We start from the raw sequence: 16,678 nt of genomic DNA, 5'->3' as shown, positions 1-16,678 counted from the left end.
CTGGGTCAAGATGTCGACCATGAGCCGGCGAACCACATCACGGGCCAGGGCGGAGTCCAACGGGCACGCTGCGCTGTTCGACGGCTATCTCGATCCGGCCCGCCCGCACGCGGGCGCCTACGACGAGATGTTCGCCGAACCGGCCAGCGTCCGCTCGGCCTACCGTACGCTGTACGATTCGCTCGCGCCCTCCGAAGTCTCCGATCTTGCCGCGCGTGCGGAGGCGCTGGGCCGGGCGTTCGTCGACCAGGGCATCACGTTCTCGCTGTCCGGCCAGGAACGGCCGTTTCCGCTGGATCTGATTCCCCGCGTGATCACCGCGTCGGAGTGGTCCAAGCTCGAACGCGGCATCGTCCAGCGCGTCCGGGCCTTGGAGCTGTTCCTCGCCGACATCTACGGCGACGCGCAGATCGTCCGGGACGGCGTGCTGCCGCGCAGACTGATCACCTCGTGTGCGCACTTCCATCGTGAGGCGGCCGGGATCTCGCCGCCCAACGGCGTACGCATCCACGTCGCGGGTGTCGACCTAGTGCGTGACGAACAGGGCGTGTTCCGCGTTCTGGAGGACAACCTGCGCTGCCCATCCGGCGTTTCCTACGTGATGGAGAACCGCCGCTCGATGGCGCGTGTGTTCCCGGACCTGTTCGCGCGTCACCGCGTACGGGCGGTTGGCGACTACGCGGGCCATCTGTTGCGTGCATTGCGCGCGTCGGCCGCCGCGAACGTCGCGGATCCGAACGTCGTGGTGCTCACGCCAGGTGTGCACAACTCCGCGTACTTCGAGCATTCGTTGCTGGCTCGGCAGATGGGCGTCGAGCTCGTCGAAGGCCGTGACCTTTTCTGCCGTGACAACATCGTCTACATCCGCACGACCGAGGGCGAGCGGATGGTCGACGTGATCTACCGGCGGATCGACGACGACTTCCTCGATCCGGTGCAGTTCCACCCGGATTCCGTGCTCGGCGTCGCCGGCCTGGTCAACGCCGCCCGTGCGGGCAACGTCGTGATCGCCAACGCGGTCGGCAACGGCGTTGCCGACGACAAGCTCGTGTACACCTACCTGCCCGAGATCGTGCAGTACTACCTCGGCGAGAAGCCGTTGCTGCCCAACGTGGACACGTTCCGCTGCTGGCTCCCCGACGAGCGCACGCATGTCCTGGACAGCCTGGACGAGCTGGTGATCAAGCCGGTCGAGGGCTCCGGCGGCTACGGCATCGTGTTCGGTGCCGAGGCCAGCGCGCAGGAGCTGAACCGGTTGCGGCGCAAGATCAGGGGCAACCCGCGTGGCTGGATCGCCCAGCCAGTGGTGCAACTGTCGACCGTCCCGACGAAGGTCGGCGACAAGCTCGTGCCGCGGCACGTCGACCTGAGGCCGTTCGCGGTCAACGACGGCAACTTCGTCTTCGTCCTGCCCGGCGGGCTGACCAGGGTCGCGCTGCCGGAGGGCAGCCTGATCGTGAACTCGTCGCAGGGCGGCGGCTCCAAGGACACCTGGGTGCTCGCGGCCCGCTCGTCCACTGTGGAACGCGAGCTGGCCGAGCCGAGCCTGGCCACGGTGGCGCTGGACTCCACGGCCGCCGACCAGGGGCCTGAGCTGTCCACCTCCCAGCAACAACAGCAGCAACAACAGTGACAGTGACAGGGAGGCACGATGCTTGCGCGTAACGCCGAGTCGCTGTACTGGATCGGACGCTATGTGGAACGAGCCGACGACACGGCCCGGATCCTCGATGTGTCCGTGCATCAGCTGCTCGAGGACGCCACGGTCAACCCGGACGCGACCAGCCGTGAGCTGCTCGCGGTCCTGGGGATCCAGCCGCCGAACGGCGACACACTGGACGTGTGGTCGCTGACCGAGCTTGTCGCGTACTCCGAGGATCACGCGGGATCGATCGTCTCGTCGGTCACCAGCGCCCGCGAGAACACCCGAGGTGCGCGTGAAGTGGTCTCCACAGAGATGTGGGAGTGCCTCAACGCGATGTACAACGCGGTGCCGGAGCGGCAGCGTTACGCGCGTCAGGTCGGCCCGCACGCGTTCTTCTCGTTCGTCGAGGACCGCGCGGCGATGTTCGCCGGGCTCGCGGACTCCACGATGAGCCGTGACGACGGCTGGCGGTTCCTGGTGCTCGGCCGTTCGGTCGAGCGCGTGGACATGATCGTGCGGCTGCTGATGTCCCGTGTCGGTGACAAGGCTTCTTCTCCTGGGTGGGTGACCGTGCTGCGCTCAGCAGGCGCACACGACACGTACCTACGGACATACCGCGGCGCGCTCGACGCCGCGCGGGTCGTGCAGTTCATGCTGCTGGACAGGTTGTTCCCGCGTTCGGTGTTCTACTCGCTCCGGCAGGCCGAATCGTGTCTGGAGCAGCTCGACCACCAGCCGGACGTCCGGGTCGGTGCCCGTGCTGAGGCGCTGCGGCTGCTCGGCAAGGCCCGCAGCGACTTGGAGTTCCTGCGTCCGGCGGATCTGCTCGGGGACCTCCCGCGAATGCTGCGCCGCCTGCAGGAGACCGTTCGCGAGGTCGGTGAAGCCGTGTCCCAGCAGTACTTCCACACCGCGCCCTGGGTCGCGTGGACCAACGCGGAGGTGTCGTCGTGAGTTGGCGTGTACGGGTTGTCCACACGACGGGTTACCGATACCGGTCGCCGGTTGTCCAGTCCTACAACGAAGTCCGCGTGACCCCAAGGGCGGACCGCAAGCAAAGCGTTGTGGTCAGCCGAGTCGAGACCACACCGGCCACCCGGCAGTACCGGTACATGGACTACTGGGGGACCGCGGTCACCAGCTTCGACCTGCACGCCCCGCACACCCAGCTCAAGATCGTCGGCTCCTCGGTGGTGGAGACCAGCGGGGAGGTCTCGCCGATCCGCTCGGGCACCTGGGCCGACCTGCGCGAGGAGAACCTCGTCGACCGGTACACCGAGCTGCTGGAACCCACGGCCTACACGCCGAAGGACCGTGAACTGGCAGCCGTGGCGAGGACGTTGCGTAAGGGCAAGACCCCGGCCGAGGCCGTTCTCGACGCCTCGCAATGGGTCCATGACCAGCTGAAGTACCAGGCGGGTACGACCGGCGTGCACACCTCGGCGGTGGACGCCTACAAGGCCAAGGAAGGCGTCTGCCAGGACTTCGCGCATGTGACGCTGGTGTTGTTGCGCGCCATGGGTATCCCGGCGCGGTACGTATCCGGCTACCTGCACACCAAGCCGGACGGCGAGCCCAAGGAGACCGTCCGCGGCGAGAGCCACGCCTGGATCGAGGCGTGGACGGGCGGCTGGTGGGGTTACGACCCCACCAACGCGATCCCAGTCGGCCCACGGCACATCTGGGTGGCATTGGGCCGTGACTACGGCGATGTGGCCCCGCTCAAGGGGATCTACTCCGGCGGCGACGCCACGGCGCTAGAGGTCACCGTCGACATCACGCGGCTTGCTTAGTGCGAGTTCCTCGTACAGCTGGCGTTGCAACTCGGTCAGCGTGTGCTTCGGGTCGGTCAGCAGGTCCCACGCCGGACGGTCGTCCGTTGGCTGAGGGGCGTCCTCGGCCAATGTGTCCAGGGTGGCCAGCCGGACCCGGGTCGGCGGGTGGGTGTCGAACAGCGGCTTGGGCTGCTTGTCCAACAGCCGATCGCTGACCGTGGCCAACTGACGGCGGCCTTCCTCGCCAGCCAGGTACCGGTGGAACCGTTCGACGAGGTCCGGTGTGCGGTACTCGTACGACTGGGACGCGGACCGTTCGCGAAAACGTGCCCAGATGACCGACAACGCCAGCAGCTTCGCCAACGCGGATCGGGTCGCGTCCTTGCCTGCCGCACGGACCGAGGCCGCGTCGGCGTCGACTTCCCGCGCCCGGCTCTGCGCCCTCGTGACCAACAGATACAGCTGCGCGTACGGCACGAACACAGCGCGGAGCAGACCGTGACTGCGCTCAGCCGACGCGGTCGCGCGGCGTTCGAACGACGACGCCTGCGCATGTCCAGTGCTGAAGTGAGCAAGCTCATGGCCGACCACCGCACGTAGCTCGCTGACGGTCAGCCCGCCCAGCATCGGCAGCCCGATGATCAAGGTGCGGAACTTGGCCTGTTCCTGGACCACGGCGCTGAAGTCGGGGCCGATGCGGATCTCGTCGGGCGAGCGCGTGTCCGCCGTGGTGGCCAGCTCCTCCACGACCTGCCACAGCTGGGGGTGCCGTTTCCGGTTGATCCACGTTCCCGGCGGCTCCGTTTTGGCCCGGTGGGTGAACACCGCCCTGGCGAGCAGCAACAGCACGACGACGATGCCGGCCAGCACGGCCCATCCCGGGCCCACGGCGATGCCGAGGGCGGCGAGCAGCAGGCCGACGAGCACCATCGGCAGCACGAAGTATCCGATGAGCAGCAGCCGGCCCGCCATGGCTCAGCGCCTTGTGCGAGCGGCGATCGCGGTGGCGACCCGTTCGAACCGGTCCGGCTCGAGCACCGCGCCTTCCCGGCGGATGTCGTCCTCCTCCAGTTCGTACATCCGGGTCAGCAGGACGAACGACTCCCGGCCGTCCCGGTCCCACGAACCGCTGCCCAGCCCGACCCAGCCGCGCTGGCCCTCCCGGTCCTTGCTGGACAACATCACAGCGAGCAGACGGCGCCCGTTTCGTCCGATGACGAGCAACGGCCTATCCTTGCCACGGTCGGGGTCCTCTTCATAAGGCACCCAGGCCCAGACGATCTCGCCTGGATCGGCCAGGCCGTCCAGGTCGGGGGAGTAGTCCAGCACCGAGCCGGGCTCGATGACATGCACCTGCCGGACGACGCCGTGGGCAGGCTTGGGGTCTTCGCCGGGATCACGCACGCGGCGAGCGTACTGGTCATGGGACTATTGGGCAGTCAGGCATGCAAACAGCGAGGGAATCAGTGGCCACGTTCGCCGATACGACGTTCACGCCGCCGGAGCGCATCCGGAACTTCTGCATCATCGCGCACATCGACCACGGCAAGTCCACCCTGGCCGACCGGATGCTGCAGCTCACCGGCGTGGTCGAGGAACGCGCCATGCGGGCTCAGTATCTCGACCGGATGGACATCGAGCGCGAACGCGGCATCACGATCAAGGCGCAGAACGTCCGGCTGCCGTGGGTGGTCGACGGCGAGGAAATCGTCCTGCACATGATCGACACCCCCGGGCACGTCGACTTCACCTATGAGGTCTCGCGTGCGCTGGAGGCCTGTGAGGGCGCGATCCTGCTGGTCGACGCCGCACAGGGGATCGAGGCGCAGACGCTGGCCAACCTGTACCTGGCGCTGGAGAACAACCTGGCGATCATCCCGGTGCTCAACAAGATCGACCTGCCGGCCGCCGACCCGGAGAAGTACTCCCGCGAGCTCGCACACATCATCGGCTGCGAGCCGGAGGACGTGCTGAGGGTCTCCGCGAAGACCGGCGTGGGCGTGCGCGAGCTGCTCGACGAGGTCGTGAGCAAGGTGCCGCCGCCCGTCGGCAAGGACGACGCCCCGGCCCGGGCGATGATCTTCGACTCCGTCTACGACACCTACCGCGGTGTCGTGACCTACATCAGGGTCGTGGACGGCCGGATCACCCCGCGTGAACGCATCCGGATGATGTCCACCGGCGCGGTGCACGAGCTGCTCGAGGTCGGCATCATCTCCCCGGAGCCGAAGCCGAGCGCCGGTCTCGGCGTCGGCGAGGTGGGCTACCTGATCACCGGCGTGAAGGACGTCCGCCAGTCCAAGGTCGGCGACACCGTGACCTCGGAGCGCAAGGGCGCGACCGAGCCGCTGGCCGGCTACCGCGAACCGCGGCCGATGGTCTACTCAGGTCTGTACCCATTGGACGGCTCGGACTACCCGGACCTGCGTGAGGCCCTGGACAAGCTGCGCCTCAACGACGCCGCGCTGACCTACGAGCCGGAAACCTCGGCGGCGCTGGGCTTCGGCTTCCGCTGCGGCTTCCTCGGCCTGCTGCACCTGGAGATCACCCGCGACCGGCTGGAGCGCGAGTTCGGCCTCGAGCTGATCTCGACCGCGCCGAACGTGGTCTACCGCGTGGTGACCGACGACGGCACCGAGACGACCGTGACCAACCCGTCCGACTGGGTCGACGGCAAGATCATGGAGGTCTACGAGCCGATCGTGAAGACGACCGTGATCTGCCCCAGCGAGTTCATCGGCACGGTGATGGAGCTCTGCCAGGCCAGGCGCGGCCAGCTCGGCGGCATGGACTATCTCTCGGAGGACCGCGTCGAACTGCGCTACACCATGCCGTTGGCGGAGATCATCTTCGACTTCTTCGACTCCCTGAAGTCCAGGACCCGCGGCTACGCCTCCCTGGACTACGAGGAAGCCGGCGAGCAGACCGCGAACCTGGTCAAGGTCGACATCCTCCTGCAGGGCGAACCAGTCGACGCCTTCAGCGCCATCGTCCACCGCGACGCCGCCTACGGCTACGGCACCCGAATGGCGACAAAACTACGCGAGCTCATTCCCAGGCAACAGTTCGAGGTCCCCATCCAGGCCGCGATCGGCTCCCGCGTGATCGCCCGGGAAACAATCCGCGCCATGCGCAAGGACGTCCTCGCCAAATGCTACGGCGGCGACATCACCCGTAAACGCAAACTCCTGGAAAAGCAGAAGGAAGGCAAGAAACGAATGAAGATGGTGGGCCGCGTCGAGGTCCCTCAGGAAGCATTCGTGGCAGCATTGTCGACCGACGAAGCAGGCGACAAACCCAAGGGCAAGAAGTAAGTTCGCCCCATCGGGATGCGCTTGTGGACCGTGCTCGCGGATCTGCTCGTCAAACTGTGGCCTGGCTAGGCAGTCAGCTCGTTCAGGACTCGGATCGCCTCCGCGTATTTCTCGCGGAGGCGATTCTGTGTTTCCTGATCCAACGCCGCCATTCGGACCGGGTCTGAGTTGTCGGCGATATCGGCCCGTTTGACCATGATCGCGACCGAGTCCGCGGACACGCGCCGGAGATAGGAAAGCATCGCCTCGCCAGGCGCCTTGCTGAGCGCGACGACACTGACGATCACAGGCTCGGGGCAGCCCGCCGCCCGTAGATCCTCAGCCGTGACGTCCGTGTCCTCGATGACGTCATGCAGCACCGCGGCCATCTGCGCATGCGCACCTTTCACCCGGGCCATGACCCGCAACGGGTGGTAGATGTACAGGTTCCCGCTCTTGTCGACCTGGTCGCCGTGTGCCTCCCGGGCGATCCGGATGGCGTCCTCGAGTACGAACTCGCTCATGAGGCGATTGTGACCTCGTGGTCGGCGAAATCCACGACGATCTTCAACGCCCCGCCGAGTGCGGTGACATATCGGCGGATCGTGTCGACTTCGAGCTGGTGGGCGTCGCCGTGTTCGAGCTGGCTGATCCGTGCCTGGCTCACACCCATGATGCGTGCGATGTCCGTCTGCGTGAGCCCGGCTTGTTGGCGGAGTTCCGCAAGCCGGTAGCCGACCATGCGTTCCGCGGTGCGCCTGTGGGCTTCTGCGCGGGCGGCGGCAACGTCACGGCCGGCGGCACGGTCGATGACTTCCTTCTCGGCCTTGACTTCCTCCCATGACCGCACCATCACTCAGCCTCCTCGAGCGCCAGATCACGCAGGTACGCCTCGTAACGAGCCTCCGCGACCGGAATGTTCTTCTCGTACCAGCTTCGCCAGTTGCCTGCTTTGTCGCCGGCGACGAGCAGGATCGCGTGCCGGCCCAGTGCCGGTCCTGCTCCGGCGAGCAGATCGATGGCCGCTTCGACCTGGTCGGCCGACTCCGGTTCGTCCTTGGCCAGCTGGATGAATCAGGCCGCGACCGAGTCGTCCAGTTCGATCTCCCACACCCATTGAATATAACCCTAGCCTTTTACCCGGCTGCTGTCGAGGGTCGGTTTGGCGGCCGTGGGGGGTTGACAGGATCTATTGGTCTAGTCCACTTTAGTGGTGTAGACCACAAACCGGGCGCGGGTGTGGAGAAAAGAACATGGTCAGCAAGACCAGGCGGCTGTTCGCGGCCGCCGTCACTGCCATTGCCGCCCTCGCCCTGATGCCGGCCGGACAGGCCGTCGCCGCCAATATCGTGAGCAACCCGGGCTTCGAGACGGGTTCCACGAGCGGTTGGAACTGCACGGGCGCCACAGTCGTAAGCAGCCCAGTCCGCAGCGGTACCCGAGCTTTAGCCGGCACGCCTGCGGGGCAGGACTTCGCGCAGTGCACCCAGCAGATCGCGGTGCAGCCCAACACCGCCTACCGGCTCACGGCCTGGGTCAACGGCAGCTATGTGTACCTCGGTGCCAGTGGACCGGGCCTGCCTGACCGCAACACGTGGTCGCCGTCGACGGGCTGGAACCAGCTCGGCCTTGACTTCACGACCGCGGCCTCGACCACGAGCGTGACGATCTACATCCATGGCTGGTACGGCCAGCCGACGTACTACGCCGACGATGTCTCCCTCGACGGACCCGGTGGTACGCCAACGATTCCGGCCGCGCCGACCGGCCTCAACGGCAGCGCGGCGAGCCCGACATCCATAAATCTGTCCTGGAACGGCCCGTCCAACGCGACGAGCTTCCGTGTGTACCGCAACAACACGTTGATCGCGTCACCGACCGCGAGTTCCTACAGTGACACGGGTTTGACGGCGCAGACGACCTACAGCTACCAAGTCAGCGCGGTCAACTCCGTGGGCGAGTCACCAAGGACAACAGCGGTGTCCGTGACAACTCCGCCGACCGGTGGTAACCCAGGCGGGCCGCTGCCGAAGCACGTACTGACCGGCTATTGGCAGAACTTCTACAACGGTGCCCGCGCGCTGCGCCTGGCTGACGTGCCCACGACGTACGACATCATCGCCGTGTCCTTCGTGGACGCCGTAGCCGGACGCCCCGGCGGCGTCAGCTTCACGCTCGACTCAGGCCTGAGTGCACAACTAGGCGGGTACACCGACGCGCAGTTCCGTCAGGACATCAAGACCGTTCAAACACGCGGCCAGAAGGTGATCATCTCGGTCGGCGGTCAGAACGGCACTGTCACGGTCAATGACTCGACCTCGGCGAACAACTTCGCCAACGACATCAAGGGCCTGATCAACACCTACGGTTTCAACGGCGTGGACATCGACCTGGAGAACGGCATCAACGCCGGGCCGATGGCAACCGCGTTGCGCAGTATCCACGCCGGTGGCGGCACGATCATCACGATGGCGCCGCAGACCATCGACATGCAGAACACCGGCGCCGGGTACTTCCAGCTGGCCCTCAACATCAAGGACATCCTGACCATCGTCAACATGCAGTACTACAACTCCGGCACCATGCTGGGCTGTGACCAGGGTGTCCACGGTCAGGGCACGGTCAACTTCCTCACCGCGCTGGCCTGCATCCAACTGCAGAACGGCCTGCGGCCCGACCAGGTCGGACTCGGCCTGCCCGCGTCGCCGAGCGGTGCGGGTGGCGGCTACCAGTCGCCGGGCAACGTCAACAACGCCCTGAACTGCCTGGCGCGCGGGACCAACTGCGGCAGTTTCAAGCCTGCCACCACCTGGCCGGGCATCCGTGGCGCGATGACCTGGTCGATCAACTGGGACGCCGCCAACGGCTACCAGTTCGCGAACACTGTCGCACCGCACCTCGACACCCTGCCTTGAGGTGCGACCGGGAGTGGCTCTCGCCTCAGCTCACGGGTGAGAGCCACTCCCGAGTCTATTGTCGGACCTATGTTCCCCAGGCTCATCGTCGCGCCCATGGCCGGTGGTTTCAGCACGCCCGCTCTCGTCGCCGGTGCCGTGAACTCCGGTGCGTTCGGCTTCCTCGCGTCCGGCTACATCAAAGCCGCCGCGCTCGCCGGGCAGATCGCCGATACGCGGCGGCTCACCAGCGAACCGTTCGGGGTCAACGTGTTCGTGCCGGGCCCGGAATCCACAATGGATCTCACCGGATACCGTGAGATCGTCGCGCAAGAGGCCGCGAGGTACGGCGTCGAGCCCGGTGAGCCGAAGTGGACGGACGACGACTACCCGGCCAAGATCGACCTTCTGGTGGCCGATCCGGTCGACACCGTGTCCTTCACTTTCGGCCTGCCGTCGCAGCAGGACGTCCAGCGGCTCAAAGCCGCAGGCAGCAAGATCGTCATCACCGTCACGAACCCGGAAGAGGCAAGGCAGGCGGCTCCATTTGCCGATGCGTTGTGCGTCCAGGGTTTCGAAGCCGGAGCACATCGCGGGATCTTCGCGGACGACGGCTCACCGGCAGGTGGCCCGACATACGGCTTGCTGGCCGCGTTGAGGCTGGTCGGAGCGGAAGCGGATCTCCCGTTGATCGCCACCGGCGGCCTGGTGCACGGCGCGGACGTCGCCGCGGTCCTGACAGCGGGCGCGGTGGCCGCCCAGCTCGGCACCGCGTTCCTCGGCTGCCCGGAAGCCGGAACCCAGCCCGCACAACGGGAAGCGCTCACCCAGGACCGGCAGACCACGTTCACCAGGGCGTTCAGCGGCCGGCCCGCCCGGGGGATGGTCAACCGGTTCCTCGACGCCAACCCCCAGGCCCCCGCGGCTTATCCCCAGGTCAACGCCATGACAAGGCCGATGCGTACCGCCGCGGCCAAGGCCGGTGACCCCGAGGCGATGTCGCTGTGGGCAGGCCAGACCTACCCGCTCGCGCCCCAGGGACCGGTGGCCGAAGTGATCCACAGGCTGCAGGCCGAGCTCCGGCAGGCGATCACAGCCGCATCGACAGCACTTGGCCAGGCCAGTCCTGAATCGAGGTGAATGTCCCGGCTCGCTGGAAACCGTTGCGTTCGTAGTAACGGACCAGCTCGCCGGCGCCACCGGCGAAACAGTCCACCCGCATCAGCGACACGCCCTTGGCGACGGCCTCCGACCTGGCCTTGGCCAGCAGTTGCTCGCCGATGCGCTTGCCGGCGTGCCGCCGGGACGTCACCAGCATCCGCACGTACAGCTCGGGTTCGTCCACCGGCTTGACATACGGCATCGGCTGGTCGCTGACGATCATGGCGCCGACCGGGGCGCCGTCCAGCTCGGTGATCCACAGTTCACCCGTGGTGATCAGCTCACGGGTGCGGTCCACCTTCTTCGGCTGGTCCGACCACGGTTCGGTACCCCACTGCCTGGTGTTGCCGCGCGAGACCATCCACGCGGTCGCCTCGTCGAGCAGGGCCAGCACAGCCGTCAGGTCGGACTCGTCACCAGTGCGAATTCGCATGCGTCCTGTCTACCTCAACAGGCAGGATGGGGTCGTGATCATTCAGCTCGCCGACGAGTTGCTGGACGTCATCGCCCAAGAGGATCCGCTCAACGAATTCCTCGACGGCTATCCGGGCTTCGAGGACCGCCTGCCGGACCCGTCGCAAGACGCCGAAGCCGAGCTGGTGGGCCGGGCTCGGCGGATCGCGGAGCAGGCTCAGGACCTTGAGCCCGGCGTGACCAGGGGAGTGCTGCTGCAGCAGGCGGAAGCATTGGTCACGCGGGTGGAGTCGCGGCTGGTCGAGCACACGATGTGGGACTTCGTGGTGTCCCCGATCGCCAAGCTGTTCAGTGCTTTGCCCATCATCAGCGGTGACTACCTGGCCAGACTCGCGGCCATTCCGGAGTACCTGGCCAAGTCGGCGCAGCGGCACGAGATGGGAGCCGCGGCGGGCCGGCTGCCCGTCGCCTATCGGGCGAAAGCCGCGGTCGGCCGGATCGACGCCTACCTCGCCAACGAGAGTGAGCTGCGCAAGGGCCCGGAGACCGACGCACTTCTGGCCCGGATCCGTCCCGCGTTCATCGCCTACCGGGACGTCCTGGACGACCTGCCGGGACGGCCGGAGGACCAGCCGGGCCTGTGCTGGCTGCCCGACGGCGAAGCAACTTATGCGGCGCTGGCGCGGATGCACACCACGACCGCGCAGACTCCTGAGCAACTGCACCAGGCCGGTTTGGCCGCGATGGCCCGTCTGGACGAGGAATTCGCCGAGATCGGCAAGGCGCCCGCGGCCGAGATCCGTAGCCGGATCCGCAACGACCCCGCGATGCGATACCGCAGCGAAGACGAGGTCCTTGCGATTCCCCGGGCCGCGATCGCCCGTGCGGAACAGATCGCGCCGCAGTACTTCGGCCTCAGGCCTGCCAGGCAATGCGAGGTCCGGCCCACGCCTGCCGAGCTGGCCCCCAACCAGTCTGTGGCCTCGTATTCACCGATCGAGGCCGTCTACCACGCGAACACCTACCGCTGGGAACAGCGGGACAGGTGTATCGCCGAAGCAAACGCTTTCCATGAAGGCGTTCCAGGTCATCATTTCCAGATCAGCCTGGCCAAGGAGCTGACCGGCCTGCCGCGGCTGCGGCAGGCCGCGTGGATCAACGCCTACCTCGAAGGCTGGGGCCTGTACGCCGAGCGTCTGGCCGACGAGCTGGGGTTGTACTCCTCGGACGAGGCCCGGCTGGGCATGCTCGTGCTGGAGTCGGTCCGGGCCGCGCGGCTGGTCGTGGACACCGGGCTGCACGCGTTCGGCTGGACCCGCCAGCAGGTCGTGGACTACCTGAGGGCCGGCACCGCGATGAACGAAGTCGAGATCCAGCAGGAGACCGACCGCTACATCGAGCTGCCCGGACAGGGATTGTCGTACCTGTGTGGCAGGTTGGAACTCGACCGGATCCGGACCAAGGCCCAGACCGCGATGGGGCCGGGGTTCGACCTGAAGGCGTTCCATGATGTGGTGTTGGGCGCCGGCCCGGTGCCGATGGGCGTACTGGACGAGATTGTGACCGACTGGATGGGGGAGCGATGACCCGGATCGAACAGCTCGCGGACGAGGTGCTCGACCTGCTGATCGAGGAAGACCCGTTGGCCGAGACGATCCAGGGCCTGCCAGGGGTGGACAGCAGGCTGAGCGATCTCGACGAGGCGGCTGAGGCCGATCTGAGGTCACGCGCGCTTGCCGCTGCCAAGGCGGCCGAAGAACTGAGCACAGAGGACTGGGTCACCAAAGCCGTAGTGGTCAACCAGGCCGAAGCGATCGCGGCCCGGATCGAGTCGCGCCTGATCGAGCACGCGGTGGCGGACCTGATCATCTCGCCGATGACCAGGCTGCTGAACCTGTTGCCGCTGGTGCGTCCGAAGGGGACTGAGGCCGAGCAGAACTTCTTCACCCGTCTGCGCACGATTCCGGAGTACATCGACAAGGCCATCACGCGGCACCGCACGGGCACCGCGGCCGGACGGTCCCCGGTTGGGTCGCGCGTCGCGTATGCGGTCTCGTACCTCGACAACTACCTCGCCAACCCCGCGGACGACCCGTTGCGCCGCGTGTCTCTGAGCAACACGGCTGAGCGGGACCGTTTGCTGGACGAGTTGGTGCGCCCTGCGTTCGCGACGTACCGCCAGGTGCTCGCGGACGAGATCGCCCCACAGAGCCGTCCCGACGACAAGCCCGGGTTGTGCTGGTTGCCTGACGGTGAGGCCGCGTACGCCGCGCTCGCGCGTGTGCACACCACGACCGACCGGACGGCGAAAGACCTGCATCAGGTCGGGCTCGATCTGATCGCGGCACTGGCGGAGGAGTACGTCGAGATCGGCTCGAAGGTCTTCGGTGTGCACACCGTCGCCGAGGTGCACCACCGTTTACGCACCGACCCGGCGCTGAAGTGGGGCAGTGCCGAGGAGATGCTGGCCGGTGCGCGTGCGGCGATGGACCGTGCCGAGCAGGCGGCGCCACAGTGGTTCGGTGTGACGCCCTCGCAGGCATGTGAGCTGCAGGCCGTGCCGGAGGCCGACGCGCCGCACGAGGCTGGGGCGTACTACTACCCACCGGCGCTCGACGGCAGCAAGCCGGGCATCTACTACGCCAACACGTACAAGGCGACCGAGCGGGACCGGTACATCTCGGAGGCCATCGCCTTCCACGAAGCCGTGCCAGGGCACCACTTCCAGCTGACCATCGCGCAGGAGCTGACCGGGCTGCCGAAGCTGCGCCGGTACGCGCTGATCAACTCCTACAGCGAGGGCTGGGGCCTGTACTGCGAGCGGCTGGCCGACGAGATGGGGCTGTACTCCGACGACGTGTCCCGCCTGGGCATGCTCGCGACGGACTCGATGCGCGCGGCGCGGCTCGTCGTCGACACAGGGCTGCACGCCCTGGGCTGGTCGCGGCAGCGCACAGTGGACTACTTGCGGGAGAACACTGTGATGTCCGAGGTCGAGATCCAGTCGGAGACCGACCGGTACATCGAGATGCCCGGCCAGGCATTGTCCTATATGGTCGGCCGGCTGGAGATCCAGCGACTGCGCGCCAGGGCGGCCGAGCGGCTCGGCGCAGAGTTCGATGTCAAGGCGTTCCACGATCTGGTGCTGTCCAGCGGGCCGCTGCCGATGGCCGTGCTCGACGACGTCGTAGCCGAATGGACGAGTGCTCGCACATGACGATCAACGAAGTCGCCGACCGGCTGCTCGACCTGATCGGCACGGAGGATCCCCTGGAGGCCAGCCTGGCCGGGATCCCCGGGCACGACCATGAGCTGCGGGATCTCAGCCCGGACGCGGACGCCGAGTTCAAGTCCAGGGCGATCGCGATCGCGGCGGCGGCCGAGCTGGAAGAACCCTGCGTGACCCGCAGTGTCGTGCTGCAGCAGGCGGCCGCGTTGGTCGACAAGATCAACGCGGGCGTCGCCGACCATGTGCTCGCCGACTTCCTGAGCGCACCGGCGATCAGGCTGGCCACGTACATCCCGCGTGTCGTGCCGACCACTGAGGACGCCGAACGTGCCTTGCTGGAACGGCTTGCCAGGATTCCCGGCTACCTCGCGGCGGCCGCGGACCGCAACAGGGCGGCGATCGCGGCCGAACGTTTCCCGGTCGCCCGGATGGCCAGGACGGCGATCGCGCACATCGACCGATACCTCGGCGAGAACCCGGATGCGTTCGCCCAGAACGCGATGACCGATGGCCGGACCGCCGAGCGCGACCGGTTGCTGTCAGATGCCGTGCGGCCGGCGTTCGCGCAGTACCGTGACGTGCTCGACAAGGAGATCGCGCCGCATGGACGCCCGGACGAGAAGCCTGGTCTGTGTTGGCTGCCGGGAGGTGACGACGCGTACGACGCGATGGTCCGCGTGCACACGACCACGTCCCGTACACCCGAGCAGCTACACCAGGTCGGGCTGGATCTGATCGCCGGGCTGGCCGAGGAGTACGCCGAGATCGGCGGGCGCGTGTTCGGACTGAGCACCGCGGCGCAGGTGCAGGAGCGGCTACGCACCGACCCGGCGCTGAAGTGGAACAACGCGCAGGAAGTCATCTCGCATGCCCGAGCGACCATCGAACGTGCGGAAAGCGTTGCGCCGGAATGGTTCCTGCGCATGCCGGCCAAACGCTGTGTGGTGCAGCCAGTGCCGGACGCCGAGGCACCGAACGCCGCTGGCGCGTACTACACGGCGCCTGCGCTCGACGGTTCGCGCGACGGGACGTACTGGGCGAACACGTACAAGGCGAATGAACGCGACCGGTACAACTTCGAGTCGATCGCGTACCACGAAGCCGTGCCAGGGCACCATTTCCAGATCGCGCTCGCGCAGGAGCTGACCGAGCTGCACCTGTTGCGGCGGCTCGCGTCGATCACCGCGTACGCCGAGGGCTGGGCGCTGTACGCCGAGCGGCTGGCCGACGAGATGGGCCTGTTCACCGACGATCTGGCCAGGCTGGGCATGCTCGCCGAGGACTCCATGCGGGCCGCGCGCCTGGTGGTGGACACCGGCCTGCACGCGATGGGCTGGACGCGGGAGCAGACCGTGGACTACCTGCGGGCCAACACCGTGATGTCCGAAGTGGACATCCAGTCGGAGACCGACCGCTACATCGAGGTTCCCGGCCAGGCGCTGTCGTACATGGTCGGCCGTCTGGAGATCCAGCGGGTCCGGGCACGGGCCGAACACGACCTCTCCGACGCCTTCGACATCAAGGCGTTCCACGAGGTCGTGCTCGGTGGCGGGGCGTTGCCCATGCCGGTGCTCGACGAGGTCGTCGCCGAGTGGGTCAGGCGGGCTTTACCGGGCCGTCCTTGAACGTGACGGTGAAACCGAGCGCCTGCAGCATCCCGGTCAGCATCGACTTGGTGTTCTCCTTGGCGCGGTCGGGAAGGCCGGACTTGTGGGCGGCCTCGGCGATCTTCTGTTCGGCGGTGACGTAGAACTGTTGTTGCTGCTGAGGCTCGGCCACCAGGGCGCTGAGCTTGTCCAGCAGCCCGCGTTCCTGGCTGTAGACGTAGCTGCGTTCGTGGTTGAGGTTCGGCTTGGCCAGCTGTGCGTTGGGCAGCCAGATCTCCACGGACTTCCGGTCCTGCGACACGATCATGTTGTTCTCGGCGAAGTGGCCGAAGTCGATGTACGCGTCGACCGAACCGGCGGCGACGAACAGTGTTCGTTCCCCGGCGATGACCGACGGCACCCAGGACACGTCATGCTCGATGTCCACCACGACCTGGTAGTCGCCGGCCGCGGCGTGATACTGGCTCAGGTCGCGCACCGCCTGCAGCACCGCAGGCTGTGAGCGGTCTATTGTGGACGTACCGAATCGGGGGATCAGACCGGCGATCTGCAGCACGGCCGCGATGACCAAGGCCGCGGCCAGGCCAAGCGCGCCGTACCGGACCCAGCGAGTTTTCACTGTTCAGCACCGCCTCTCACGTCGCTGATATGGGGTACCCG

15 protein-coding genes are annotated in these 16,678 nt (G+C 67.0%); 9 read left to right on the top strand and 6 right to left on the bottom strand.

The annotated features are described in order from the left end of the window. Positions 1-19 precede the first annotated feature (19 nt). Genes JOF56_RS00595 through JOF56_RS00585 form a run of 3 tightly spaced genes read left to right on the top strand, consistent with a single transcriptional unit; the run spans position 20 to position 3,438 of the window. Entirely contained in the window at positions 20-1,633 is a 1,614-nt protein-coding gene (locus JOF56_RS00595; RefSeq protein ID WP_245378099.1) for a circularly permuted type 2 ATP-grasp protein, read from the top strand. Positions 1,634-1,651: 18 nt separating this feature from the next. Then, positions 1,652-2,599 (top strand): alpha-E domain-containing protein, encoded by a 948-nt coding sequence (locus JOF56_RS00590; protein WP_209633299.1) that lies wholly within the window; start codon positions 1,652-1,654, stop codon positions 2,597-2,599. Further along, positions 2,596-3,438 (top strand): transglutaminase family protein, encoded by an 843-nt coding sequence (locus JOF56_RS00585; protein WP_209633297.1) that lies wholly within the window; start codon positions 2,596-2,598, stop codon positions 3,436-3,438. The genes JOF56_RS00590 and JOF56_RS00585 overlap by 4 nt, the downstream gene beginning before the upstream one ends. Here JOF56_RS00585 and JOF56_RS00580 read toward each other — a convergent pair. Both JOF56_RS00580 and JOF56_RS00575 read right to left on the bottom strand, forming a co-directional pair. Next, positions 3,403-4,392, bottom strand: a complete 990-nt coding sequence (locus tag JOF56_RS00580) for a M48 family metallopeptidase (RefSeq protein ID WP_209633295.1) — start codon at positions 4,390-4,392, stop codon at positions 3,403-3,405. The genes JOF56_RS00585 and JOF56_RS00580 overlap by 36 nt on opposite strands. A gap of 3 nt (positions 4,393-4,395) precedes the next feature. Then, complete coding sequence (locus JOF56_RS00575; protein WP_209633294.1) at positions 4,396-4,824, bottom strand: type II toxin-antitoxin system PemK/MazF family toxin; 429 nt, start codon at positions 4,822-4,824, stop codon at positions 4,396-4,398. A 62-nt stretch (positions 4,825-4,886) separates the two neighbouring features. Between JOF56_RS00575 and lepA the strand changes: the two genes are divergently transcribed. Beyond that, the gene (gene lepA, locus JOF56_RS00570; RefSeq protein ID WP_307855763.1) at positions 4,887-6,734 is read left to right on the top strand and encodes a translation elongation factor 4; all 1,848 of its coding nucleotides are present in this window, start codon (positions 4,887-4,889) and stop codon (positions 6,732-6,734) included. Positions 6,735-6,799: 65 nt separating this feature from the next. On the opposite strand, the gene JOF56_RS00565 is transcribed toward lepA, so the two are convergent. Next, entirely contained in the window at positions 6,800-7,237 is a 438-nt protein-coding gene (locus JOF56_RS00565) for a bifunctional (p)ppGpp synthetase/guanosine-3',5'-bis(diphosphate) 3'-pyrophosphohydrolase (RefSeq protein WP_209633290.1), read from the bottom strand. Beyond that, the gene (locus JOF56_RS00560; protein ID WP_209633288.1) at positions 7,234-7,566 is read right to left on the bottom strand and encodes an XRE family transcriptional regulator; all 333 of its coding nucleotides are present in this window, start codon (positions 7,564-7,566) and stop codon (positions 7,234-7,236) included. The genes JOF56_RS00565 and JOF56_RS00560 overlap by 4 nt, the downstream gene beginning before the upstream one ends. A gap of 400 nt (positions 7,567-7,966) precedes the next feature. Here JOF56_RS00560 and JOF56_RS00555 point away from each other — a divergent pair, with 400 nt between their 5' ends. After that, complete coding sequence (locus JOF56_RS00555) at positions 7,967-9,628, top strand: chitinase (protein ID WP_245378098.1); 1,662 nt, start codon at positions 7,967-7,969, stop codon at positions 9,626-9,628. Positions 9,629-9,697: 69 nt separating this feature from the next. Then, on the top strand, positions 9,698-10,747 hold the full coding sequence (locus JOF56_RS00550; protein ID WP_209633286.1) for a nitronate monooxygenase: 1,050 nt from the start codon (positions 9,698-9,700) through the stop codon (positions 10,745-10,747). Here the strand turns inward: JOF56_RS00550 and JOF56_RS00545 are convergent. Further along, complete coding sequence (locus JOF56_RS00545; RefSeq protein ID WP_209633283.1) at positions 10,698-11,201, bottom strand: GNAT family N-acetyltransferase; 504 nt, start codon at positions 11,199-11,201, stop codon at positions 10,698-10,700. The genes JOF56_RS00550 and JOF56_RS00545 overlap by 50 nt on opposite strands. A gap of 34 nt (positions 11,202-11,235) precedes the next feature. Between JOF56_RS00545 and JOF56_RS00540 the strand changes: the two genes are divergently transcribed. The 3 genes from JOF56_RS00540 to JOF56_RS00530 are packed head-to-tail and all read left to right on the top strand — an operon-like array spanning position 11,236 to position 16,036. Next, positions 11,236-12,768 (top strand): DUF885 domain-containing protein, encoded by a 1,533-nt coding sequence (locus JOF56_RS00540; RefSeq protein WP_307854854.1) that lies wholly within the window; start codon positions 11,236-11,238, stop codon positions 12,766-12,768. Next, positions 12,765-14,399, top strand: coding sequence for a DUF885 domain-containing protein (locus JOF56_RS00535; RefSeq protein ID WP_209633279.1), 1,635 nt, complete (start codon positions 12,765-12,767; stop codon positions 14,397-14,399). The genes JOF56_RS00540 and JOF56_RS00535 overlap by 4 nt, the downstream gene beginning before the upstream one ends. Next, positions 14,396-16,036, top strand: coding sequence for a DUF885 domain-containing protein (locus JOF56_RS00530; protein WP_209633277.1), 1,641 nt, complete (start codon positions 14,396-14,398; stop codon positions 16,034-16,036). Before JOF56_RS00535 ends, JOF56_RS00530 begins: the two co-directional genes overlap by 4 nt. Here JOF56_RS00530 and JOF56_RS00525 read toward each other — a convergent pair. Then, positions 16,008-16,637 carry a DUF4230 domain-containing protein gene (locus JOF56_RS00525; protein WP_209633275.1) on the bottom strand — a complete coding sequence of 210 codons (630 nt, stop codon included), beginning with the start codon at positions 16,635-16,637 and terminating at the stop codon, positions 16,008-16,010. The two genes, JOF56_RS00530 and JOF56_RS00525, sit on opposite strands and share 29 nt — an antisense overlap. Positions 16,638-16,678 lie beyond the last annotated feature (41 nt).

The organism is Kibdelosporangium banguiense (assembly GCF_017876405.1).
In the GTDB taxonomy this organism is placed as follows: domain Bacteria; phylum Actinomycetota; class Actinomycetes; order Mycobacteriales; family Pseudonocardiaceae; genus Kibdelosporangium; species Kibdelosporangium banguiense.
The sequence above is the reverse complement of the archived record's forward strand: the minus strand, read 5'-3'. Positions and strand labels throughout refer to the sequence as shown.

Excerpts from the sequence above, each read along its gene's own strand:
- JOF56_RS00555 (WP_245378098.1), top strand. The coding sequence starts at position 7,967 with ATGGTCAGCAAGACCAGGCGGCTGTTCGCGGCCGCCGTCACTGCCATT.
- JOF56_RS00530 (WP_209633277.1), top strand. The coding sequence starts at position 14,396 with ATGACGATCAACGAAGTCGCCGACCGGCTGCTCGACCTGATCGGCACG.
- JOF56_RS00590 (WP_209633299.1), top strand. The coding sequence starts at position 1,652 with ATGCTTGCGCGTAACGCCGAGTCGCTGTACTGGATCGGACGCTATGTG.
- JOF56_RS00565 (WP_209633290.1), bottom strand. The coding sequence starts at position 7,237 with ATGAGCGAGTTCGTACTCGAGGACGCCATCCGGATCGCCCGGGAGGCA.
- JOF56_RS00580 (WP_209633295.1), bottom strand. The coding sequence starts at position 4,392 with ATGGCGGGCCGGCTGCTGCTCATCGGATACTTCGTGCTGCCGATGGTG.
- JOF56_RS00545 (WP_209633283.1), bottom strand. The coding sequence starts at position 11,201 with ATGCGAATTCGCACTGGTGACGAGTCCGACCTGACGGCTGTGCTGGCC.
- JOF56_RS00595 (WP_245378099.1), top strand. The coding sequence starts at position 20 with ATGAGCCGGCGAACCACATCACGGGCCAGGGCGGAGTCCAACGGGCAC.
- JOF56_RS00550 (WP_209633286.1), top strand. The coding sequence starts at position 9,698 with ATGTTCCCCAGGCTCATCGTCGCGCCCATGGCCGGTGGTTTCAGCACG.
- JOF56_RS00560 (WP_209633288.1), bottom strand. The coding sequence starts at position 7,566 with ATGGTGCGGTCATGGGAGGAAGTCAAGGCCGAGAAGGAAGTCATCGAC.
- JOF56_RS00535 (WP_209633279.1), top strand. The coding sequence starts at position 12,765 with ATGACCCGGATCGAACAGCTCGCGGACGAGGTGCTCGACCTGCTGATC.